Source organism: Enterobacter sp. MGH 16 (assembly GCF_000493175.1).
Classification (GTDB): Bacteria; Pseudomonadota; Gammaproteobacteria; order Enterobacterales; family Enterobacteriaceae; genus Enterobacter; species Enterobacter roggenkampii.
In genome coordinates this window covers 4,714,826-4,738,179 of sequence record NZ_KI535695.1, presented here as the reverse complement: position 1 = coordinate 4,738,179, position 23,354 = coordinate 4,714,826, and the positions used below count along the sequence as shown (strand labels likewise).

Genomic DNA, 23,354 nt, shown 5'->3' with positions numbered 1-23,354 from the left:
CCGCTTAGTTCCGGCGATAAGTTTATGGAAAAGGTAAAAATTTATTGGCCGTCTTTACAAAACTCCGGAATTATTCCACCGCCATCAGCTTGCGGTATTCATCCCAGGCATACAAATCCGTCATGCCGCTGATATAGTCCTGGATAAGACGGCAGCGGTAATAATATTCCATCACCGGCCACTGCGGTGACTGGCGATCCAGCTTGCCAATCGCTTCGACATACGCCAGACGGTGTCGGGTAGAAAGTTTTTGATAAAGTCGTGATTCAATGGGAATACGGCGCACGCGCTCGTGTTCTACCAGCTCGCTGAATTCGTCGACCGACAGCTGGAGCAGCGGAGCATAAATTTCCAGTAACCCACTGATCACTCTATATCCCTGCAGCTCTAACTGTTCGACATCCGGATGGCTGAATACATGCCGCATCGCCACATGTTTATAAAGCTCGAGGAGCTGGCTGAAACTGCTGTCATCTTCCAGCAGGGCGTGGTTGAATTCCCCGCTGAAAATCAGCGGCAAATTATCAATAAAGCGTGACGCCGCGTACGGCACCAGCTTATTTAATGTATTGACCCGCAAATACATAAAGAACTGGTCTTCCGTACTGCGGCTTAATGTATTTGAGCGTGATTTTTCCCAGGCATTTTCGACAACCTGCGCAAACAGCGAGCCTTTTTCATGGGTGCCCCAGGCCGTATAAAGATGCTGATAAAGCTCCTCGACGCTGAAAATTCTTTTCTCAACGGCGTCTTCCAGATCGGCCACGCAATAGGAAATATCATCGGCGGCTTCCATAATCCAGGTCAATGGAAAACGGCCGTTTGGCGTCAATGAAAGTTCTTTACGTAACCGTTCAATATAAGCCTCTTCGGAAAGGTAATAGCCCGGTTTTTTCATTAAATAACTGTGGGACGCGGGCGTCTCCCCCATCCACCACGCGGGACGCGTATATTTAAGAATGCAGCCGACCTGCGCCCAGGTCAGGTTCATACGCATCAGGGAATGCACCAGCCGGATCCCCTGCGCGTTACCCTCAAAGTGACAGAGGTCCTGGCGCACCTTGCGGCGCAGATCGTTCAGCCCCTCTTCACCTTCACGCAGGCGTAAATCGCGTACGATGCAGCGGTCGTCGCTCAGCGGCTGGCTTACCGCATCCGAAGGGTAAAGCCGTTGCTTAAACCAGTCATTGATAGCCGCTTCTCCAAAGTGACCGAAAGGCGGGTTGCCGATGTCATGCATCAGGCAGGCCATCTCAACGATGCTTTCAAAAGGCCCCGTCAGCTCGTCCAGACCATAGGTTTCCAGTAAGCGCTGCTCTTTGAGACGGCTTAAAATCTCTTTGGCGATGTAGCGCCCGACCTGCTGCACCTCCATGGAGTGGGTTAAGCGCGTGCGCACCGCGGCGTTACGCTCCAGCGGAAAGACCTGGGTCTTTTGCTGCAGACGGCGGATGGCGGGCGAGTTAATGATCCGCCCGCGATCGCTTTCGAAGATACGCAGGATCTCATGTTCGCTCTTGTCGCCCTGCGGCGAACGGAAACGTCGGTGCCAGTTAATTTTGGTGCGAAAATCGATTGGTGACATGTGCTCCCCCGCGTGAGAATGCGTTTCCCCTTAACCGCATGATAGACTATGCATCTTAACAAGGCACATCGCGAGTAAATCTATGAAAATCGGCATTATTGGTGCAATGGAAGAAGAAGTTACGCTTCTGCGTGACAAAATTGAGAACCGTCAGACCCTTTCTCTGGGAGGTTGTGAGATCTATACCGGTCAGCTAAACGGTGTTGACGTGGCTCTGCTGAAATCAGGCATCGGTAAAGTCGCTGCGGCACTGGGCGCCACCCTGCTGCTTGAGCGCTGCAAGCCGGACGTGATCGTGAATACCGGCTCTGCGGGCGGCCTGGCGCCGACGCTGAAAGTGGGTGACATCGTTGTTTCCGACGAAGCGCGCTATCACGATGCGGACGTCACCGCGTTCGGCTACGAGTACGGCCAGCTTCCGGGCTGCCCAGCAGGGTTTAAAGCGGACGACAAACTGATTGCGGCGGCAGAGACCTGCATTGCGGAGCTCCACCTCAACGCGGTACGCGGTCTGATTGTCAGCGGTGATGCGTTCATCAACGGCTCCGTTGGCCTGGCGAAAATCCGTCATAACTTCCCTCAGGCGGTGGCCGTTGAGATGGAAGCGACCGCGATCGCGCACGTTTGCCATAATTTCAACGTACCGTTTGTAGTGGTTCGCGCCATCTCTGACGTGGCAGATCAGCAGTCCCACATCAGCTTCGACGAGTTCCTGACCGTTGCGGCAAAACAGTCCACCGTGATGGTGGAACGCCTGGTGCAGAACCTGGCACGTGGCTAAACATCCCCTCAGGGCGCTGGCCGCCCTGCTTCTGCTCGCACCGGCATGGCTTTTTGCCGCGCCGCGTGTGATTACCCTCTCTCCCGCCAATACCGAACTGGCGTTTGCCGCCGGGATCACGCCCGTTGGCGTGAGCAGCTTTTCGGATTATCCCCCACAGGCTGCGGGCATTGAACAGGTGGCAACCTGGCAAGGGATGAACCTTGAGCGCATCGTGGCGCTGAAACCGGATCTCGTGCTGGCCTGGCGCGGCGGAAACGCCGAGCGGCAGGTTAACCAGCTTACCTCCCTTGGCATCAAGATCATGTGGATTGATGCCGTCAGCATTGAGCAGGTCGCTCAGGCGCTACAGGCCCTGGCACCATATAGCCCTACGCCCAAAAAAGCCGAGGCTGCAGCGAAACAGATGCTCAGCGACTATGCCGCGCTGAAATCCCGATACGATACCCCTGTTAAAAAGCGCATCTTCCTGCAGTTTGGCAGCCAGCCGCTGTTCACCACCGGTAAAGGGTCGATTCAGAATCAGGTACTGGAAGTCTGTGGCGGTGAAAACATCTTTGCAGTCAGCCGGGTACCGTGGCCTCAGGTAAGCCGTGAGCAGGTTCTGGCGCGCCAGCCACAGGCCATCGTGGTGGTCGGAAATGCGAGCGAAATTCCCAAAATCGAGCAATTCTGGCAAAAGCAGCTAAAAATACCGGTAATACCCCTCAACAGCGACTGGTTTGAACGCGCCAGCCCGCGTATTATCCTCGCCGCAAAACAGCTCTGTGCCGCGCTGGCAGAGAGTCACTAACATAAGACCCTTTTCGAGGATTTAACGATGCTCGTTTATTGGCTGGATATTCTTGGCACAGCCGTTTTTGCTATCTCCGGCGTCCTGCTCGCCGGAAAACTTCGCATGGATCCGTTTGGCGTGCTGGTGCTGGGCGTGGTGACCGCCGTGGGCGGCGGGACAATCCGCGATATGGCGCTGGCCAATGGCCCGGTGTTTTGGGTGAAAGATCCAACCGACCTGGTGGTCGCGATGGTCACCTGTCTGTTAACCATTGTGCTGGTTCGCCAGCCCCGTCGATTACCAAAATGGATATTGCCGGTACTGGATGCCGTCGGTCTGGCCGTGTTTGTCGGTATTGGCGTCAATAAGGCGTTTAATGCGGGCACCGGTCCGATGGTGGCGATCTGCATGGGCGTATTAACCGGCGTGGGCGGCGGGATCATTCGCGACATTCTGGCACGTGAGGTGCCGATGATCCTGCGTACTGAAATTTACGCAACGGCCTGTATTGCGGGCGGCATTGTCCACGCGACCGCGTATTACACCTTTGCCATTCCGCTGGAAAACGCCGCGATGCTGGGGATGATCGTGACGCTGGCGATACGTTTAGCGGCGATACGCTGGCACCTGAAGCTGCCGACGTTTGCGCTGGATGAAACTTCAAGATAGGCGTCGTTTATAAGCCCGGTGGCGCTTCGCTTACCGGGCCTACAATCCGCATTCAGGCTTAAATGCTGAACGAAGACCCACACCCGCAGGTGCTTGTTGCGTTCGGGTTGGTGACCACAAAGCGTGAACCTTCCAGACCTTCGGTGTAGTCGACAGAACCACCTACCAGATACTGCAGGCTCATCGGGTCAACCACCAGCGCGACGCCCTGTTTCTCAATGGTCATATCGCCATCGTTAACCTGATCGTCAAAAGTAAAACCGTACTGGAAGCCGCTGCAGCCGCCACCGGTAATATAGACACGCAGTTTCAGATCCGGATTGTCTTCGTCGGCAATCAGGGTTTTCACTTTGTTGGCTGCTGCTTCGGTAAATTCCAGCGGCACAGCTACGTCATCACTCATCTTATGCTCCCATGAATACTGCTATTGGGCAAAATTCACCCAATTCTTTTCGTCATTATCTAATACCCTGGTAATTCATTCAAGTATTCTGCGCGGCGGCCCGCTCCGCCTCTTGTTTTGCCAGGGTACGCGCGAGGATGGTGGAGTATAGCGGTTTTCCACCCAGGAACTGGGCTAATAGTGTCGCCCCGAGACAGGTAATGATCATTGGCAAAATGAGCTGGTAATTGTCCGTCATCTCCAGCACCAGCACGATACCGGTCAACGGCGCGCGCAGGGAGGCGGCCAGCAGCGCCCCCATTCCGGCTACCGCAAAGGTCCCTGCATCAAGGTGATAGGCGGGAAAGCCCGCTTCAGCCGCCATACCAAACGCGGTGCCCAACAAGGTTCCCAGCGCCAGCATCGGGGCGAAAATCCCGCCGGGCGCGCCGGAGGAAAAACACAATACCGTGGTGATGACGCGGGAGATAAACATAAACAGCAGCAGACCCACGCTGAAGTTCCCCGCCGCCGCAATGGGGATCAGCCCGAAGCCGCCGCCCGCAGCATTTGGCTCGATAAACCCGAGCACACCACAGATTCCGCCAAGCAGGCCGCCCATCAGCACCCATTTAGTCGTATTCCCACCGTGAATACGCTGGAACATATCCTGAGCGCGCAGGATAAAGGTGTTAAACAGCGGTCCCACCACGCCAAAAATCATGCCGAGGATCAGGTAAAGCCACAGGGTGTTAACCGGCGCATTGGTCAGTTTACCCACCTCAATGACCGCCCCTTCGCCATTAAAGAGGCGAAACACGATGCTCGACATAATGACGCCGGTAAACACCGCTTTAATGGAGATCAGGTTGTAGCGAAACTGCGCGCGCATCTCTTCGATGATAAACAAAATGCCCGCCAGCGGCGCGTTAAAGGCCGCCGATAGCCCCGCCGCCGCACCGGTAGCCAGCAGCGTATGGCGCGCTTCGGCGCTGCGCATCCGAAAGAGATCGCCCACCATGCGGCCGACGTTCCCGCCCAACTGAACCGTGGGCCCTTCCCTGCCGAGCACCATTCCCGCGCCCAGCGTACCCATGCCGCCGATAAATTTCACCGGAATGACTCGCCACCAGCGCACAGGACGCAGCTCCTCCAGCGCCCCTTCAATTTCCGGGATGCCGGACCCGCCCGCCTCTGGCGCGAATTTACGCACCAGAAAATACCCCACCATGGCAAACAGCGCCGACAGCCCGAACGCCGCAACCCAGACCAGCCATCGGCTGTCGGCGAAACCGGCCACGGTTCCCACTCGCCAGTTGAGCACGGCATTAACCGCTTTTTCAAACGCCACGCCCACCAGACCGGCGAGCGTTCCCACCACGGCAGCGGCCAGCAGGATCGCCAGCGGCGTTTTATCGCGATTGAGCAGCCGTCGAATACTGATTCGATGCTGGGCGCGCGTAAACTGTTGTTCTTCAAAAGACGGAGAATCTGATTTCATGTCCTGTACTTATTCGTCATACAAAAGCCGCGTGGATTTTACCAGAGACTGCCCCACCGTCTCCTGAAAATTACTTAACAAATCTTAAAGCATTACCAGGCTAAAAATTTCATAACCTTCCCCGAATCACTTAGAATAGTGGGCTTAATCATTTTATACGAACCAGGAACGACGCCATGAGCAAGTCTGAAAACCTCTACAGTGCAGCCCGCGAGCTTATTCCGGGTGGCGTGAACTCACCTGTGCGCGCCTTTACCGGCGTGGGCGGCACGCCGCTGTTTATCGAACGTGCTGACGGCGCGTATCTGTATGATGTCGATGGCAAAGCCTATATCGATTACGTCGGCTCCTGGGGACCGATGGTGCTGGGGCACAACCACCCGGCCATTCGTAACGCCGTGATTGAAGCCGCTCAGCGCGGCCTGAGCTTCGGTGCGCCTACCGAAATGGAAGTGAAGATGGCGGAACTGGTCACCGAGCTGGTTCCGACCATGGACATGGTGCGCATGGTGAACTCCGGTACCGAAGCCACCATGAGCGCCATCCGCCTGGCGCGCGGTTTTACCGGCCGCGATAAAATCATCAAGTTCGAAGGCTGCTACCACGGCCACGCGGACTGCCTGCTGGTGAAAGCCGGTTCCGGCGCGCTGACCCTCGGCCAGCCAAACTCGCCTGGCGTACCTGCGGATTTCGCGAAGCATACCCTGACCTGCACCTATAACGATCTGAACACCGTTCGCGCGGCGTTCGAGCAGTATCCGCAGGAGATCGCCTGCATCATCGTTGAGCCAGTTGCGGGCAACATGAACTGTATCCCACCGCAGCCTGACTTCCTGCCGGGCCTGCGCGCCCTGTGCGATGAGTTCGGCGCGCTGCTGATCATCGACGAAGTGATGACCGGCTTCCGCGTGGCGCTGGCGGGCGCCCAGTCTTATTACGGCGTGGAGCCGGACCTCACCTGTCTGGGTAAAATCATCGGCGGCGGCATGCCGGTCGGCGCGTTCGGTGGTCGTAAGGACGTCATGGAAGCGCTGGCACCAACCGGCCCGGTTTACCAGGCGGGCACGCTCTCCGGTAACCCTATCGCCATGGCGGCGGGCTTTGCCTGCCTGACCGAAGTGGCTCAGCCAGGTATTCACGAAACCCTGACCGACCGGACCACGCAGCTGGCAAACGGCCTGCTGGAAGCGGCAGAAGAGGCCGGTATTCCGCTGGTGGTTAACCACGTAGGCGGGATGTTCGGGATTTTCTTCACCGAGGCGAAAACCGTGACCCGCTATCAGGACGTGGTGAAGTGCGACGTTGAACGCTTCAAGCGCTTCTTCCACCTGATGCTGGAAGAAGGCGTGTACCTGGCACCGTCCGCATTCGAGGCGGGCTTTATGTCCGTGGCGCACAGCGAAGAAGATATCAATAACACCATCGACGCGGCGCGTAAGGTGTTTGCGAAGCTCTAAGAGCATTGCCGGGTGGCGCTAACGCTTACCCGGCCTACGGTGTTGTCCCTCTCCCCGTGGGAGAGGGCATCAGGCCGCACCTGACTACCGACTCTGCTTCCTCAACAGATAAATAAAATACGGCGCACCAATAAAGGTCGACAGCAGCCCCGCCGGGATCTGATACGGGAACAGCACCATTCTTCCGCACCAGTCTGCAAACACCAGCATCACGCCGCCCGTGAGGGCCGACATGACAATATGCGGCATCGTCCGGCGGAACCCCATCATTCTGGCGATATGCGGCGCCATTAACCCCACAAAACTCAGCGGGCCAATCGTCATGGTGGCCGTCGCCGTCAGGCACGCGGCGAGCAGCAGCAGCGCTACACGCGCTGGCGTCAGCGCCATTCCCACCGCACGTGCGGTTTCACCGCCGAGCGGCAGAATAGTCAGCCAGCGTCGGCACAGCGGCACCATCGCCAGCAGCACGACCATCACGATCCCGGACCCGATCGCCTGGCTGCCGGTCGCGCCGTACGTTGAGCCGGATATCCAGGTCAGGATCTTCGCCATACGCGGATCGCCGCTTGCCTGCAGCATCATCAGCAGCATGGTGAACGCGGTGCTGAGCGCCATCCCCGCCAGCAGCATGCGGTGCGGTGAAAACCCGCCTCGACCGGCGGCAATCAGGATAATCAGCAGCGTAACCGCCGCCCCGAGACTGCCGGCAGGCATCAGCCAGCCAAACGCATTGCCCGGCACAAAGAACAGCATCAGCACCACGCCAAAGGCGGCGCCAGAGCTGATCCCAAGCACTTCCGGGCTCGCCATCGGGTTGCCGGTCAGACGCTGAATAATGCACCCCGCCACCGCCAGCATTACCCCTGCAATCAGCGCAGCAAAGATACGCGGCCAGCGCCACTGCAGCAGGTCGTTGAGTAAATCGCCCGTTGCCCAGTGCCAGCCCGCGGCATCGCGACCGAATGAGAGCGCCGCGAACGAGGCAATAATCAGCACCGCCAGCCCGGCAAGGCTAAACCACAGTACCGACTGACGTTCAGCATGGACTTTATCGCCCACATCCATCGCCGGCGCGCTCATGCTGCGCAGACGCGGCAGCAGCCAAAGCAGCAGCGGCGCACCGATAAGCGCCGTGACCGAGCCGGTAGAGACTTCCCGCCACACCCGCGCCAGCCAGAGAATAAGCTGATCGGAAAGCCAGAGGATCAGCGCCCCAATCAGCGAGGCCAGCAGCAGACGCGCCAGCAAACGACGCGCCCCAAGCATTTTCGCCAGCAGCGGCGCAAACAGGCCGATAAACCCGATGATGCCAACCGCATTCACCAGCAGGGCGCTCAATACAATAGCCAGCGTCAGCGCCGCCAGTCGAGCCAGCGACAGCGCCAGCCCCAGGTTACGCGCCACGCCATCATCCAGTCCCATCAGCGTAAGAGGGCGCAGGAGCAGCAGCGTCAGCACGACACCGCCAGCCAGCTGCGGCCACAGGCGCAGCACAACGCTCCAGTCGGTCTGGGTGAGCGTGCCGGTACTCCACAGGAACATGCTTTGCAGCCGATCGTGGTGGAAAAGCACCAGCAGCTGGTTAATCGCGCCACAGTAGAGGCTCACCACCAGCCCGGCCAGGATAAGCGTTACCGGAGAAAGGCGTTTACCCCAGGCCACGCCAAAGACCAGTGCGCCCACTACGCACGCCCCCGCGAGTGCCGCAAACTGCGAGGTTAACGCTCCCGGCAGCGCCCACAGCGTGGTGATAGTGATCCCAAGCTGTGCGCCGGTCGCGACGCCGAGCGTGGTTGGCTCCGCCAGCGGGTTACGTAACACCTGCTGGAACAGCACGCCCACCAGCCCTAAACCGGCACCGACTAAAAGGGAGATTGCCAGACGCGGCAGCAGGCTGTAGTGGAACAGCATCTGCTGAATATTGTCGATATCCGGCGAGGCCAGCGCGGCTCCCCATTGCGCGCGCGGTAACGCGGCAGAGAGGTTGAACCCGGTTAACGCCAGCGCGGCAAGAAAAATCAGCATCAGCAGAAGCGCCGGGAAACGGGCAATACACGTACTCATGCTTTACCTCCCAGGGCGTTATCCAGCACGCGGGCAAAATGCATCGCCGACAGCGTCGCGCCGTAGAACCAGACCGCCGGAGCGCGCTGGAAGCGCCGCTCGCGCACAAACGGCATCGCCTGCCAGAGCGGAGTCGCCATCAGGGTTTGCATGTCGCGCTCGTTGCCGTGATCGAAGCACAGCACATCCACATCGCGAAACGCCGCGAGGCGATCGATACCCACAGCGGTACTGCCCCAGAACGTCATCTCCCCTTCCCAGGCGTTGCGAATGCCGAAGCTGTCCAGCACCTCCTGGAACAGGCAGTTTTTACCAAAGACCAGCATATGGCGGGCATCCAGCAGCGTCACCATCAGCAGCGGACGATCGCCCCGGTGAGCAAAACGCGGCTTGAGGGAGTCGATCAGGGCATCAAATTCGGCGAGATGCCGTTTGGCCTCCGCTTCCCGGTTAAGGAAATGCGCCATCTCGCCAATCGAATTTTTCGCTACGGCCAGCGGTTTTTTACCGTCGCTGAAAGCGAATCCGCGCCCGGGCGCAATGCGCGCCATCACCTCTTCTGACGGACCGTAGCCCGCGGACCAGAAGAGGAACGACGGTTTCATCTGGGTGAGCAGCTCGAGGTTTGGCTCCGTACGCAGGCCGACGTCGATCACCGAGTCCGGCAGCTTCGGCTCGTTCACCCAGAGGTTATAGTTGGGAATGTCCGCGACGCCGTAGGGCGTAACGCCGAGCGCCATCATCAGCTCGACCGGCAACCACTCCAGCGCCACTATGCGGTGCGGATCGACGGCGGCGGCACGCGCCGTATTCATTTTTAACAGCAGCGGTGAGAGGGCCATCGCCGTCAGCAGGCGACGGCGGCTAATGCGCATGTTGTCCAGCATCAGTACACGAAGCTCACCGGTGCAGCCCCGGCCGGGTGAGGCAGAATACCCATCGGAATACCATAAATCTGTTCCAGCGTTTCGCTGCGCATCAGCTCGGACGGCGTTCCCTGCGCAATCATTTCGCCGCCGCGCAGCGCAACAAGGTAATCGCAGTAGCGTGCCGCCATGTTGATATCATGCAGCACCGCAATCACCGTCAGACCGCGCTGCTGGCTCAAGCGGTGCACCAGCGCCAGAACATCGACCTGATGGGCGATATCAAGTGCGGAGGTGGGTTCGTCGAGGAGCAGGCAGCGGCTGTCCTGGGCCACCAGCATTGCAATCCACGCGCGCTGGCGTTCACCGCCGGACAGGCTATCCACCAGACGGTGCGCCAGCGGCTTAAGCCCGACCAGCGCAATCGCCTCTTCCACTTTCTCTCTGTCGGCCACGCCAAAGCGCCCAAGCGCGCCATGCCACGGATAACGCCCAATCGCCACCAGCTCTCGCACCGTCATCCCCTCCGCCTGCGGCAGCTGCTGCGGCAGATACGCCACTTTGCGGGCAAAGGCTTTACTGCTCCAGCTCTCCAGCGGTTGGTCATCCAGCAGGATGTCGCCTTCTGACGGCGGCTGATGTCGTCCCAGCATCTTGAGCAGCGTGGACTTACCGGAACCGTTGTGACCAATCAGGCCAGTGACTTTACCTGCGGGAAACGTCAAAGAGAGCGGATGCAGCAAGGTGCGCCCGGGTACGCGAAAGGAGAGATGGTTGAGCGTAAAGGTGGTGTCGGGTTGCGTTTGATTATCCTGCATATCAGCCAACTTAAATAAAAAGGGCACGGCGAACCGTGCCCGAAGAGAGATTAGAAGCGGAAGGTCGCGGTAGCAACAACCTGACGTCCTGCTCCCCAGTAGCAGGCATATTCGCTGTAGCAGCTGGAGACGTATTCGCGATCGAAGATGTTGTTCACGTTGACGCCGACAGAAGAGCCGGGAAGTCCAAAGCGTGCCAGATCGTATTTCACGGTGGCATCCGCCAGGGCATAGCCCGCGACGTTGAATGACTGGTAGGCTTTTGGCGACGAGGCAGAGTAATAGGACACGGTGTTACCGATGTAACGGGTGCCAGCCCCTACCGTCAGACCGCTCAACGCCGTCTCGTGGAAGGTGTAATCTGCCCACAGAGACGCCATATTGCGCGGCACTTCCGCCGGACGACGGCCTTCATACCAGGTATCGTGGGTGTATTTGGCATCAGTAAAGCTATAGGAAGCCGTCACGTTCACGTTGGCAGAGACGGCAGCTTTCGCTTCCAGTTCGAAACCGCGAGAGCGAATTTCACCGCCCTGCACGCTAAAGCCGCTGGTTGGGTTCGCCGGATCGGCCGTCAGGTTGTTGTTTTTGGTTAACTGATAAACAGCAGCCGTGACCACAACAGGCAGATCTTTCGGTACGTACTTCACGCCCGCTTCATACTGCTTGCCGCGTGCAGGATCGAACGGTTTGCCGCCCTGAGTGGTACCCGAAATCGGTTCGAACGATTCGCTATAGCTGAAATAAGGCGTGATGCCGTTGTCGAACAGGTAGTTAATCCCGCCGCGCCACGTGAATGCCTGATCGTTGATTTCCGCGGTAGTACCGGTTGTACGCGTCAGTGCTGAGGTTTTCGCAAAGTCATAGCGGCCACCCATTGTGAGTACCCACTTATCCCATTCAGCCTGATCCTGCGCATAAAGGCCGGTTTGTTCCTGACGGTTGAGCACTTTGTAAAGGTAGTAAACGTCGACATTTGGATTGCCGTACGCAGGCTTCGTCATACTGATGGGATCGGCCGTGCCGTAGTCAGCATCAATATCATTACGCATGCGGAGGTAATCAACGCCCGTCAACAGGGTATGATCCACTGCACCCGTCGCAAATTTGGACTGAAGCTGAGTATCAACGGTAAACGAGTTGAGGTCCTCATCGGAGCGCACATACGCGCGGCTGATCTGAGCCGGTGCAATATAGCCGTTACCGTAGACGGAACGGTAAAGCGTATTGATTTTGGTGTAGCGCAGGTTTTGACGCAAGGTAAAGGTGTCATCAAACTGATGCGAGAAGCTGTAACCCACCATTTTCTGACGACGGGAGATCTTGTTATCTTCTTCACCTTCGTTGAAATCGGTCGGCAGCTTGTGTGCTTTGCCGTTGGCATCGTAGTAAGGCACAACGGTACCTTCCCGCGGCAGCCAGCCGTAATAGCCTGCATCCGGATCGCTCTGGAAGTTGCTCAGGAAAGTAAAATCGGTTTTATCGTCAGGACGCCAGCTGAAAGCAGGTGCAATGGCGTAGCGGGAAGATTTCACCATCTCCTGCTGCGCATTTTCGCTGCGCCCCAGACCGGTCAGACGGTATGACCACACGCCGTCATCATCAATCGCATCGCTGAAATCAAACCCGGTCTGCCACAGGTTATCGGTACCCATTTTGAACTGAATTTCTTTCAGTGGCTCGGTGGTTGGGCGCTTGCTGACCATGCTGACCACGCCGCCCGGGTGGCTTTTACCGTACAGAACGGACGTTGGGCCACGCAGCAGCTCGACGCGCTCAAGGAAATACGGATCCATGGACGCTTCAGAATAGTTATCTCCCTGCAGCTTCATCCCGTCCAGATACTGGTTAGTATTCACGGTACTGGAGGTGGTGAACCCACGAATAGAAACAACGTCATACGTTGTAGACGCCCCGCGTGTTGCGAACACGCTCGGCGTATAGGCCAGCGCCTGTTTAACCGTCCCCGGCTGCTTCATGTCCATCTCTTCACGGGTGACGACAGAAATAGACTGCGGGGTTTTCTCAATCGGGGTATCGGTCTTGGTTGCGGTGGCGGTGCGTTTAGCCGCAATCGTGGGTGCCGGTCCCCAGGCACTTTCCTGTGCCGCAGGTGCTGCGGTTACCGTAATGGTTTCTTCTTTTTTCGGGGTTTCGGCAGCATGTGTATAAGCCGACATGCCGGCAACCGCTGTGGCGACGACGACCGCGATTTTACGCAGCGACGTATTGATTGGCTGAGCAGTATTGGAAAGCGCCATGGTGTATCTCTGATGGAAAAGTGAATGATAACGTAAACGAGAATTATTATTATGACCGCAGCATAATAGGCGAAACGCTGACTGCATAGCAAGCAGTAAGCGGCCCTACGAGAATTAAGGGTTTAAGAAATAACCAGGAGAGAACGAAGGGTTAATCAATATTAAAAAGAGGGTTAAAAAAAGGGGGGGAATGGGTAAAAAAATCCCCCCTTGCGGGGGGACCTCACGCGGTTAGTTACCGCCGAACATATCTTTAATCCAGCCTGCGACACCGTCGCTGTCTTTCTTCTCGTTCTGCTGCTGCGGCTGTTGCTGCTGCGGCTGCTGTGGCTGAGAAGACTGCTCAAACGGGTTACCCGTTGGCTGTTCTGGCTGGCTTTGCTGGCACAGGGAATCCGGGTTGGTTGTCCAGACTGGCAGAGTACGCATTCCGCCGCCGCAGACGAAGTTACCGGAACTGTCCACGCCCATATCGACGATATCTTCCGGCGCAACCAGGTTCAGCGGCACCGGGGACTGATTCGCCAGATAGCGCTGGTAAATCGACATCGCCCCGCTCGCGCCGTACAGTTTCGTCGGCTGGTTGTTGTCGCGGCCTACCCAGGTGATCACCACTTCACGGCCATCAATACCGGCAAACCAGGTATCAACGTTGTTGTTGGTGGTCCCGGTTTTACCCGCCAGATGCAGGCCCGGATACTTCGCCCCCAGCTGACGGCCGGTACCGCGCTGCACCACCTGCTGCATCGTCCACAGCGTCATATAGGCTGCCTGCGCAGGAACGGCACGTTCCGCCTGCGGGAAGCTCTGATACAGCACGGAGCCATCTTCGGCAATCACTGAACGCAGGGCGGAGAGCGGCGCGCGGTTACCGCCGCTGGCGATCGTCTGGAACGCCTGCGCCACTTCGATCGGCGTCAGGTTGAGCGCCCCCAGGATCATCGCCGGTACCGGGTGCAGCTGATCTTTCGCCACGCCCAGCTTCTGCCAGGTATCGACAATCGCTGGCAGACCCAGCGACATGCCCAGGTTCACCGTCGGCACGTTCATGGAGCGCGTCAACGCATCCACCAGCATCACCTGACCGCTAAACTGCTTGTCGTCGTTCTGCGGTGACCACACCTGGCCGTTAGGCTGGCGCAGGGAGATCGGCGCATCCGCAATCCAGGTATTGAGACGATACTGGTTTGGCTGACTCAGGGCAGTGAGATAGGTTGCCGGTTTTGCCAGAGAGCCGATCGAGCGACGCGCCTGCATGGCACGGTTATAGCCAGCAAACTGCGGCTCGGCACCGCCCACCATCGCACGAACTTCGCCGGAGTTACGGTCAACCACCACCATCGCGGTTTCAAGATCGGAGAGCTTACGCTGTTTCTTCAGCGCCGGAATGCCTTCCACCGCCGCTTTTTCTGCCGCATCCTGCGCCACGGAGTCAAAGGTCGTAAAGATCTTCACGCCGGAGAGATCTTTCACCTTATCGCCAAGCTTGCTCTGCAGCTCCTGACGCACCAGCTGCATAAACGCAGGCTGAGGCGAGATCACCCCACCGCGCGGCTGCACGCCAAGCGGACGTGCGCTCAGCATGTCGTACAGCTCCTGGTCAATCACCTGCTGCTGTTGCAGCAGACGCAGCACCAGGTTACGACGCTCCAGGGCCAGTTTCGGGTTACGCCACGGGTTATAGATGGACGCCCCTTTCACCATGCCCACCAGCAGCGCCTGCTGATCCAGACTCAGCTCTTCGACCGGACGACCAAAGTAGTACAGGCTCGCCAGCGGGAAGCCGCGGATTTCGTTGTCGCCGCTCTGACCGAGGTACACCTCGTTCATATACAGCTCAAGGATACGATCCTTACTGTAGCGCGCATCCATCAGCACGGCCATATACGCTTCGTTCGCTTTACGCCAGTAAGAGCGCTCGCTGGAGAGGAACAGGTTCTTCACCAGCTGCTGGGTCAGCGTACTTGCCCCCTGCACGGTACGGCCCGCGGTCAGGTTCGCCAGCACCGCACGACCAATCGAGTAGAGGCTGATGCCGTCGTGCTCGTAGAAGTGACGGTCTTCGGTCGCCAGCAGCGTATCAACCAGCAGATCCGGGAAGCCGTTACGCGCCACGAACAGACGCTGTTCGCCGTTCGCCGACGAGAGCATGGTGATCAGGCGGGGATCGAGACGGAAGAAACCGAACTGACGGTTGTTATCCATGTTCTCGATGGTATCCAGACGATCGCCGTCAAAGGTCAGACGCGCGCGCACCTGACCCTCTTTGCTGTCCGGGAAATCAAACGGACGGCGGATCATCTCAATGCTGTTGGCCTGCACGGTGAATTCGCCAGGGCGCGTCATTTTTGACACCTGACGATACTGGGTGGCTTCCAGCAGTTTTACCATTTCGTTTTTCGTGATGGACATATCTGGCTCAAGGTTCACCATGCGGCCATACACTGCCGCAGGTAACTGCCAGACTTTACCGTCGATACGGCTGCGGATCTTCTGATCCAGATAGACGCCGTAAATTGCCATCAGCACAACAAAAACAATAAAGAGCTTCAGTAGCAGCCAGAACCAGCCGCGTTTGCCCCGAGGCTTGCGCCCTTTGCCTTTCCCTTTACGCGGCATCGGTTCTTCATCCTCATCATCGTCTTCATAGTCATCGTCATAGTCCTCATCTCTGAGGCGACGACGGCTTACCTTTTCTTTCGCCGGACGCGTTGGTCTTCCCTTACGTCCTATTGGCTCGCGGTCATTCCCCGCCATGCTTTTTCTCCGCAACTTTCAGGCGCAAAGGCCCGATTCTCTTTTCTTCCACCGGTCTGTGAAAGAAGAAATCTCTCAAAATTAGTTCTCCCTCTCCCTGTGGGAGAGGGCCGGGGTGAGGGCATCAGGCCGCACATCCCTTTCAGGAATACTTCTTCGTCCGCTTCGTCGGCGCCGTATTTGCCGGATCGTCCGGCCAGACGTGTTTGGGGTACCGCCCTTTCATCTCTTTTTGCACGTCACGGTAGCTCCCCGCCCAGAACGCCCCCAGATCGCGAGTGATCTGCAAGGGTCGATGCGCGGGCGACAGCAGTTCAAGCACCAACGGCACGCGCCCTTCAGCGATAGACGGCGTGGTTGCCTCACCAAACATCTCCTGCATTCGAACCGCCAGCGCCGGCGGATTATCCTCATGATAACGGATGGCAATCCGGCTTCCGGTCGGCACAGTGTAATGCCCTGGCAGTTCACTATCCAGACGTTGACGCAATGACCAGTCCAGTAAATTCTGTAACGCGACCTTAACATCAAGCGCTTTCAGCGCCCGCAGGGAGTGTACGCCGCTCATCTGCGGCAGTAGCCAGGTCTCCAGCGACGCGAGTAACGTTTCGTCATCCACCGCTGGCCAGGCGTACTCCGGCAACCAGCGAGCGGCGCAGTGCAGGCGAATGCGGTACTGCTCAGCCTCCGGTGTCCAGTTCAGCACGCTCAGCCCTTTTTCCCGAATGCCGTTCAGCATAGCCTGATGGAGCTCGTCTTCCGACGGCTTCGCCAGCGGCTTCGTTCCGAGTGTCAGTTTGCCAATCTGGCTGCGACGAAACGCCTTCAGCGTGCCCTGGGCGTCATCCCACTCGACGATGTCCGATTGCTGGAGCAGATGCGGACAGGTACGGGTCAGGGCGTCAATATCGACGGCAATCGCCTGCAGGATACGCGCATCCGGGGAGTTGCTCCCCTGCAGCAGGAGCGGCGCAATCAGCCACTCATGACGCGTCAGGGCATCATCGCTGTCCAGCATCGCCCCCATACCGTTTGCCAGCTGGTAGCGACCGTCCAGCCCGCGCCGACGCGCAATCCGGTCCGGAAACGCCTGCGCTAACAGCCGGGAGATGCTCTCACTGTCTGGCACGCCGCCGCGGCTGTTAAGCCGCTTACAGAGCTGCTGGGCCCGCTGCTGCCAGTTCCCCTGATTGCGCGAAAACGCCTGCCCCAGATCGCTACTGCCTCCGCGCGGCGGCTCCTCAAGGATAGCCGCCAGTTTGGCTGCCGTGGCAATCTCATCTTCCCCCTGCGCGGCCACCAGCATCGCGGCCAGACGCGGATCGTTGCCCAGTGCCGCCATTTTCTGGCCGCGTACCGTCAGACGTTCGCCTTCCAGCGCACCAAGCTGGGTCAACAGGTTGCGCGCAGCGGTGAGGTTCACGGCTGGCGGGGAATCAAGCCAGGTAAGCTGTCCAGGCTCCGGGCAGCCCCACTGCAGCAGATCCATCACCAGGCCAGACAAATCGCTTTGTAAAATTTCCGGTGTGCTTTGCTGCGCCGCGCGTTCCGCCTGCTCTGCGCTGGTCAAATGCAGGCAGATACCCGGCTCAAGTCGCCCCGCGCGGCCCGCGCGCTGCACCATTGATGCCTGGCTGATGCGCTGCGTCAGGAGTTTAGTCAGCCCGGTGCGCGGGTCAAAGCTTGCCACCCTCTCCTGCGCGCTATCGACCACCAGGCGAATACCTTCGATGGTCAAACTGGTTTCAGCAATATTGGTTGCCAGTACCACCTTGCGCTGTCCCACCGGGGCAGGAAGGATAGCTTTACGCTGCTCCTGCAGCGACAGCGCGCCGTAGAGCGGGCAGAGCAGTACATCACCGCCTACGCGAGAGGAAAGCTGCTCCTGCACGCGCTGGATCTCCCCGACGCCCGGCAAAAACAGCAGCAGCGAGCCGGGTTCCTGACGCAGCAGTTCTGCGGTGGCAATGGCGACCGCTTCGTCAAAACGCTGATGGGAGGGAAGCGGTTGATAGCGGCGTTCAACTGGAAACGCCCGCCCTTCAGAGCTGATGACAGGCGCATCGGGTAGCGCCTGCCGTAGCCGCGCATTGTCCAGCGTGGCCGACATTATCAGCAGCCGGAGATCGTCACGCAGTCCCTGCTGAACGTCCAGCAACAGCGCGAGGGCCAGATCCGCCTGCAGGCTGCGCTCGTGAAATTCATCCAGGATCACCAGCCCGACGCCGGTCAGCTCCGGATCGTTTTGCAGCATGCGGGTGAGAATGCCCTCGGTGACCACCTCAAGGCGCGTTGTCGGACCCACGCAGGTCTCGGCGCGCATCCTGTACCCTACCGTTTCGCCCGGTTTTTCTTTCAGCAGTTCCGCCAGGCGCTGCGCCACGTTGCGCGCGGCCAGCCTGCGCGGCTCCAGCAGGATAATTTTCCCGCTGATGTTCCCCTCTTTCAGAATCTGCAGCGGCAGCCAGGTGGACTTACCCGCCCCCGTCGGGGCATTCAGCAAAACCTGCGGGGAATGGCGTAAGGCAGCGAGAAGGTCAGGAAGAACAACGGCGACCGGCAATGAGGACACTAACAGCTCCAGAGGGTTAACATTCGTCGGCGTACATTGTAGCATCGGCGCATATCATTACCGAGTCCTCCGTATGCCTGAGTCGAAACGGCTGTTTTTTGCCATTGAATTGCCCCCCCCCTTACAGCGTCAAATTGTTCGCTGGCGCGCTGACCACTTCCCGCCGGAGGCCGGTCGCCCTGTCGCGGCGGCCAACCTGCACCTGACGCTGGCCTTTTTGGGCGACGTCAGTGCCGAAAAACAGCGGGCGCTAGCCGCCCTGGCAGGGCGTATTGCCCAGCCGGAATTTACGCTGCACCTCGACGACGCGGGCCAGTGGCTGCGTTCGCGCGTGGTCTGGCTGGGTACGCGACAGCCTCCGCGCGGATTATTACAGCTGGCGAACATGCTGCGCGCGCAGGCGGCGCGCAGCGGCTGTTATCAAAGCCCACAGCCGTTTCATCCGCACATCACCCTGCTGCGCGATGCCGGTCAGGCCGTTGCTATCCCGCCGCCGGGTTTTCACTGGGCCTTTCCGGTCAACGGATTCGCGCTTTACGAATCCGTCTTTGCACAGGGACGCACCCGCTATACGCCGCTACAGCGCTGGACGCTGGGCAACACCGAAAGGAATTCTGATGAAGTTTAGTCCTCCCCTGCAGCACGCTACGCTTGTCCAACGCTACAAACGCTTCCTCGCCGATGTGATCACGCCAGAAGGCGAACAGCTCACCCTGCACTGCCCCAATACCGGTGCCATGACGGGCTGTGCGACGCCGGGTGACAGGGTCTGGTATTCCACATCAGAAAATACTAAACGCAAATATGCTCATACCTGGGAAATGACCGAAACCCAAAACGGGGCATTTATTTGCGTTAATACCCTGCGCGCCAATCAGTTAGTTAAGGAAGCGCTGACCCATGGCGTTATTCCCGAACTGGTTGGTTATGGCACGCATAAAAGCGAAGTGAAATATGGCGATGAAGGCAGCAGAATTGACTTCATGTTACAGGCGGAAGACAGGCCGGAGTGCTATATTGAAGTAAAATCAGTGACGTTAGCGGAACAGGAAAATGGCTACTTCCCGGATGCGGTAACGCTACGTGGCCAGAAGCATCTGCGAGAGCTAATGAGTGTTGCGGCGGCGGGCAAACGCGCCGTATTGCTGTTTGCGGTATTGCATTCAGCCATTGAACGTTTCTCCCCTGCCCGCCATATTGATCCTAAATACGCGCAATTGTTGAATGAGGCACAAAAGCAGGGGGTAGAGGTTTTCGCTTATAAAGCGGAACTTTCTGCCGATAATATGACTCTGAGATCCTCTCTTCCCATTGTCTTATAAGGGATTAGACGATTGACTATTAAGTGTTCTGGCCGCGTGCGCAAATACGCTTTTCCTCACAGGCTTGTCAAGTGTTACGTTTAGATAATTGCCATACGGAAAAGCATCTGCTATTTATAGCGACCTGATTTTTCCCCCAACACGGGGATCGATAGTGCGTGTTAAGGAGAAGCAACATGCAAGAAGGGCAAAACCGTAAAACATCGTCCCTGAGTATTCTCGCCATCGCTGGGGTGGAGCCGTATCAAGAGAAACCGGGCGAAGAGTATATGAACGAAGCCCAGCTGTCGCACTTCAAGCGTATTCTTGAAGCATGGCGTAATCAACTCAGGGATGAAGTCGATCGCACCGTTACTCATATGCAGGATGAAGCTGCTAACTTCCCGGATCCGGTAGACCGTGCCGCTCAGGAAGAAGAGTTCAGCCTCGAACTGCGTAACCGTGACCGCGAACGCAAACTGATCAAAAAGATCGAGAAAACGCTGAAAAAAGTCGAAGACGAAGATTTTGGCTACTGCGAATCCTGCGGTGTTGAAATTGGCATTCGTCGCCTGGAAGCGCGTCCAACCGCCGATCTGTGCATCGACTGTAAAACGCTGGCCGAAATCCGCGAAAAACAGATGGCCGGTTAACACCAGCGCTGTTTACACACTCCAAAGGCGGGAGTCTCTCCCGCCTTGTTACTGTTGATATGTCTGAATCACACTATATTGGGCGCTTCGCGCCATCTCCTTCCGGTGAATTACACTTCGGCTCATTAATTGCCGCGCTCGGCAGCTACCTGCAGGCTCGCGCCCGTCAGGGAAAATGGCTCGTCCGCATTGAAGATATTGACCCTCCGCGTGAAGTTCCCGGTGCAGCAGAGACGATTCTGCGTCAGCTGGAACATTACGGTCTTCACTGGGATGACGAGGTTCTGTGGCAGTCAACACGTCACGAGGCGTATCGGGAACGTCTGGCCTGGCTTCGCGCTCAGGGGCTTTCCTATAACTGCACCTGCACCCGCGCGCGTATCCAGAGCGCAGGCGGCGTCTATGACGGCCACTGCCGCACGTTGAACAACGGTCCTGAAAATGCCGCCGTGCGAATACTGCAGCGCTCACCGGTGACGCGCTTTAACGATTTACTCTCCGGTGAAATTCATGCCGATGAACGTCTGGCGCGTGAGGATTTTATTATTCACCGTCGCGATGGGCTGTTCGCCTACAACCTGGCCGTGGTGGTGGACGATCATTTCCAGGGCGTGACGGAAATTGTGCGCGGGGCGGATCTGGTCGAGCCGACCGTACGGCAAATCTCGCTGTATCACCAGTTTGGCTGGACGGCACCGGACTACATTCATCTGCCGCTGGCGGTTAATGCGCAGGGCTTAAAATTATCAAAGCAGAACCACGCCCCGGCCCTGCCAGACGGCGATCCGCGTCCTGTTTTGATCGACGCGCTGCGTTTTCTCAACCAGAATGTAACCAACGAATGGCAGGATCTGCGTATTGACGAACTGCTGAAAATGGCCATCGCCAACTGGACGCTCAGGGCTGTGCCAAAAATCCAGCATTCTCAAATGCGTTGCGCTGAGCTATGATTAGCCGCTTTTTTCATAACAAAACACACTACGAGGTGTACCATTTTTACCCGAGTCGCTAATTTTTGCCGTAAAGTGCTAAGCCGCGAAGAGAGCATGGCGAATGATGCTATTGCACAGCCACACATGTCGGTTATTCCGCGTGAGCAGCACTCTATTTCCCGCAAAGATATCAGTGAAAATGCCCTCAAGGTACTCTATCGTCTGAATAAAGCGGGCTACGAGGCCTATCTCGTCGGCGGTGGGGTGCGTGATTTACTGCTGGGCAAAAAACCGAAAGATTTCGACGTGACGACCAGCGCCACGCCTGAGCAGGTGCGCAAATTATTCCGCAACTGTCGTCTCGTTGGCCGCCGCTTCCGTCTGGCTCACGTGATGTTTGGGCCGGAAATTATCGAAGTGGCGACCTTCCGCGGCCACCACGAAGCGGGCGCATCCGATCGCACCACGTCGCAGCGCGGCCAGAACGGTATGCTGCTGCGCGACAACATCTTCGGCTCTATCGAAGAAGATGCCCAGCGTCGCGACTTCACCATCAACAGCCTCTATTACAGCGTGGCGGATTTCACCGTGCGCGATTACGTCGGCGGCATGCAGGACCTGAAAGAAGGTCTGATCCGCCTGATCGGCACGCCGGAAACGCGCTACCGTGAAGATCCCGTGCGTATGCTGCGCGCCGTGCGTTTTGCCGCCAAGCTCAATATGCGCATCAGCCCGGAAACGGCCGAGCCGATCCCGCGTCTGGCGACGCTGATTAACGACGTGCCGCCTGCTCGCCTGTTCGAAGAGGCGCTGAAGCTGCTGCAGGCCGGCCACGGTTTTGAAACCTATAATCTTCTGCGCGAATACAACCTGTTCCAGCCGCTGTTCCCGACCATTACCCGCTACTTCACCGAAAACGGTGATAGCCCAATGGAGCGGATGATTGCGCAGGTGCTGAAGAATACCGATACCCGCATTCGCAACGACATGCGCGTGAACCCGGCGTTCCTGTTTGCCGCGATGTTCTGGTATCCGCTGCTGGAAACGGCCCAGCGTATTACCCAGGAGAGCGGGCTCGCCTATTACGATGCGTTCGCGCTGGCCGCCAACGACGTGCTGGACGAAGGCTGCCGCACGCTCGCCATTCCGAAACGTATTACCACTCTGGTGCGCGACATCTGGCAGCTTCAGCTGCGCATGTCCCGTCGTCAGGGCAAACGCGCCTGGAAGCTGATGGAGCATCCTAAGTTCCGTGCCGCCTTCGATCTCCTGTCGCTGCGCGCTGAAATTGAACGCAACCAGGAGCTGCAGCGTCTGGCGCAGTGGTGGGCTGAATTCCAGGTCTCCGCCCCGCCAGAGCAGAAAGATATGCTGACCGGGCTGGATGAAGAGCCGGAACCGCGTCGCCGTCATCGTCGTCCGCGCAAACGCGCGCCGCGTCGTGAAGGGACAGCATGACCCTCGCGTATATCGCCATCGGCAGCAATTTAGCCTCACCGCTGGAGCAGGTGAATGCTGCCGTAGAGGCGCTGGGTGAGATCCCGCAAAGCCGCATCGTGGCGGTCTCCTCGTTCTATCGCACCCCGCCGCTGGGGCCGCAGGATCAGCCAGACTACCTCAACGCCGCCGTGGTTCTTGAGACTGAGCTGGGTCCCGAAGCGCTGCTGGACAATACCCAGCGTATTGAGCTTCAGCAGGGCCGCGTACGCAAAGCTGAACGCTGGGGCCCCCGCACGCTCGACCTCGATATTATGCTGTTTGGTCACGAGACGATTAACACTGAACGCCTCACCGTTCCGCATTACGACATGAAAAATCGCGGGTTTATGCTCTGGCCACTGTATGAAGTTGCCCCTTCCCTTACCTTCCCTGACGGGCTCTCGCTAGAGGCCGTTCTCAACAGTCTCGGTGCGGAGAAACCCGCCCGCTGGTAAGGCTGTTTTTTTAGCGATTAACCATAAAATATTTATGGTTAAT

At 58.0% G+C, this 23,354-nt stretch carries 19 protein-coding genes; 10 read left to right on the top strand and 9 right to left on the bottom strand.

All coding sequences use genetic code 11. The features are described from left to right. Positions 1-70 precede the first annotated feature (70 nt). Entirely contained in the window at positions 71-1,585 is a 1,515-nt protein-coding gene (gene dgt, locus L362_RS00925) for a dGTPase (protein ID WP_008501919.1), read from the bottom strand. Between the two features lie 82 nt (positions 1,586-1,667). On the opposite strand from dgt, the gene mtnN reads away from it, so the two are divergent. From mtnN to L362_RS00940, 3 genes are read left to right on the top strand one after another with little or no spacing between them, the layout of a single operon-like run. After that, positions 1,668-2,366, top strand: coding sequence for a 5'-methylthioadenosine/S-adenosylhomocysteine nucleosidase (gene mtnN, locus L362_RS00930; protein WP_023345456.1), 699 nt, complete (start codon positions 1,668-1,670; stop codon positions 2,364-2,366). Then, positions 2,359-3,159 (top strand): vitamin B12 ABC transporter substrate-binding protein BtuF, encoded by an 801-nt coding sequence (gene btuF, locus L362_RS00935; RefSeq protein WP_023345455.1) that lies wholly within the window; start codon positions 2,359-2,361, stop codon positions 3,157-3,159. The genes mtnN and btuF overlap by 8 nt, the downstream gene beginning before the upstream one ends. A gap of 27 nt (positions 3,160-3,186) precedes the next feature. After that, positions 3,187-3,810: a TRIC cation channel family protein gene (locus L362_RS00940; protein ID WP_008501922.1), complete on the top strand. Its 624-nt coding sequence runs from the start codon at positions 3,187-3,189 to the stop codon at positions 3,808-3,810. 58 nt (positions 3,811-3,868) lie between these two features. On the opposite strand, the gene erpA is transcribed toward L362_RS00940, so the two are convergent. Further along, positions 3,869-4,213 carry an iron-sulfur cluster insertion protein ErpA gene (erpA, locus tag L362_RS00945; RefSeq protein WP_008501923.1) on the bottom strand — a complete coding sequence of 115 codons (345 nt, stop codon included), beginning with the start codon at positions 4,211-4,213 and terminating at the stop codon, positions 3,869-3,871. Positions 4,214-4,292: 79 nt separating this feature from the next. Beyond that, positions 4,293-5,693 (bottom strand): H(+)/Cl(-) exchange transporter ClcA, encoded by a 1,401-nt coding sequence (clcA, locus tag L362_RS00950; RefSeq protein WP_021240492.1) that lies wholly within the window; start codon positions 5,691-5,693, stop codon positions 4,293-4,295. 176 nt (positions 5,694-5,869) lie between these two features. Between clcA and hemL the strand changes: the two genes are divergently transcribed. Continuing rightward, the gene (gene hemL / locus L362_RS00955; RefSeq protein ID WP_008501925.1) at positions 5,870-7,150 is read left to right on the top strand and encodes a glutamate-1-semialdehyde 2,1-aminomutase; all 1,281 of its coding nucleotides are present in this window, start codon (positions 5,870-5,872) and stop codon (positions 7,148-7,150) included. Between the two features lie 84 nt (positions 7,151-7,234). On the opposite strand, the gene fhuB is transcribed toward hemL, so the two are convergent. From fhuB to hrpB, 6 genes are all read right to left on the bottom strand, one after another. Further along, positions 7,235-9,217: a Fe(3+)-hydroxamate ABC transporter permease FhuB gene (fhuB, locus tag L362_RS00960; RefSeq protein ID WP_023345454.1), complete on the bottom strand. Its 1,983-nt coding sequence runs from the start codon at positions 9,215-9,217 to the stop codon at positions 7,235-7,237. Beyond that, positions 9,214-10,104 (bottom strand): Fe(3+)-hydroxamate ABC transporter substrate-binding protein FhuD, encoded by an 891-nt coding sequence (gene fhuD, locus L362_RS00965; protein WP_023345453.1) that lies wholly within the window; start codon positions 10,102-10,104, stop codon positions 9,214-9,216. The genes fhuB and fhuD overlap by 4 nt, the downstream gene beginning before the upstream one ends. Continuing rightward, the gene (gene fhuC, locus L362_RS00970) at positions 10,104-10,901 is read right to left on the bottom strand and encodes a Fe3+-hydroxamate ABC transporter ATP-binding protein FhuC (protein ID WP_008501928.1); all 798 of its coding nucleotides are present in this window, start codon (positions 10,899-10,901) and stop codon (positions 10,104-10,106) included. The genes fhuD and fhuC overlap by 1 nt, the downstream gene beginning before the upstream one ends. A gap of 50 nt (positions 10,902-10,951) precedes the next feature. Beyond that, on the bottom strand, positions 10,952-13,162 hold the full coding sequence (gene fhuA, locus L362_RS00975; RefSeq protein ID WP_023345452.1) for a ferrichrome porin FhuA: 2,211 nt from the start codon (positions 13,160-13,162) through the stop codon (positions 10,952-10,954). 231 nt (positions 13,163-13,393) lie between these two features. After that, positions 13,394-15,919, bottom strand: a complete 2,526-nt coding sequence (mrcB, locus tag L362_RS00980; RefSeq protein WP_008501930.1) for a bifunctional glycosyl transferase/transpeptidase — start codon at positions 15,917-15,919, stop codon at positions 13,394-13,396. Between the two features lie 142 nt (positions 15,920-16,061). Next, positions 16,062-18,491 (bottom strand): ATP-dependent helicase HrpB, encoded by a 2,430-nt coding sequence (hrpB, locus tag L362_RS00985; protein WP_023345451.1) that lies wholly within the window; start codon positions 18,489-18,491, stop codon positions 16,062-16,064. A gap of 73 nt (positions 18,492-18,564) precedes the next feature. Between hrpB and thpR the strand changes: the two genes are divergently transcribed. The 6 genes from thpR to folK all read left to right on the top strand — a co-directional run bounded on the left by thpR (position 18,565) and on the right by folK (position 23,311). Further along, complete coding sequence (thpR, locus tag L362_RS00990) at positions 18,565-19,119, top strand: RNA 2',3'-cyclic phosphodiesterase (RefSeq protein ID WP_023345450.1); 555 nt, start codon at positions 18,565-18,567, stop codon at positions 19,117-19,119. Then, positions 19,109-19,813 (top strand): DNA/RNA nuclease SfsA, encoded by a 705-nt coding sequence (gene sfsA / locus L362_RS00995; RefSeq protein ID WP_021240498.1) that lies wholly within the window; start codon positions 19,109-19,111, stop codon positions 19,811-19,813. Before thpR ends, sfsA begins: the two co-directional genes overlap by 11 nt. Before the next feature lie 176 nt (positions 19,814-19,989). Next, a complete protein-coding gene (gene dksA / locus L362_RS01000; RefSeq protein WP_001155232.1) occupies positions 19,990-20,445 on the top strand; it encodes an RNA polymerase-binding protein DksA in 456 nt (151 codons plus the stop codon). Positions 20,446-20,504: 59 nt separating this feature from the next. Beyond that, entirely contained in the window at positions 20,505-21,395 is an 891-nt protein-coding gene (gluQRS, locus tag L362_RS01005) for a tRNA glutamyl-Q(34) synthetase GluQRS (protein ID WP_023345449.1), read from the top strand. A 42-nt stretch (positions 21,396-21,437) separates the two neighbouring features. Continuing rightward, the gene (pcnB, locus tag L362_RS01010; RefSeq protein ID WP_072203850.1) at positions 21,438-22,835 is read left to right on the top strand and encodes a polynucleotide adenylyltransferase PcnB; all 1,398 of its coding nucleotides are present in this window, start codon (positions 21,438-21,440) and stop codon (positions 22,833-22,835) included. Continuing rightward, positions 22,832-23,311 carry a 2-amino-4-hydroxy-6-hydroxymethyldihydropteridine diphosphokinase gene (gene folK / locus L362_RS01015; RefSeq protein ID WP_023345448.1) on the top strand — a complete coding sequence of 160 codons (480 nt, stop codon included), beginning with the start codon at positions 22,832-22,834 and terminating at the stop codon, positions 23,309-23,311. The genes pcnB and folK overlap by 4 nt, the downstream gene beginning before the upstream one ends. Positions 23,312-23,354 lie beyond the last annotated feature (43 nt).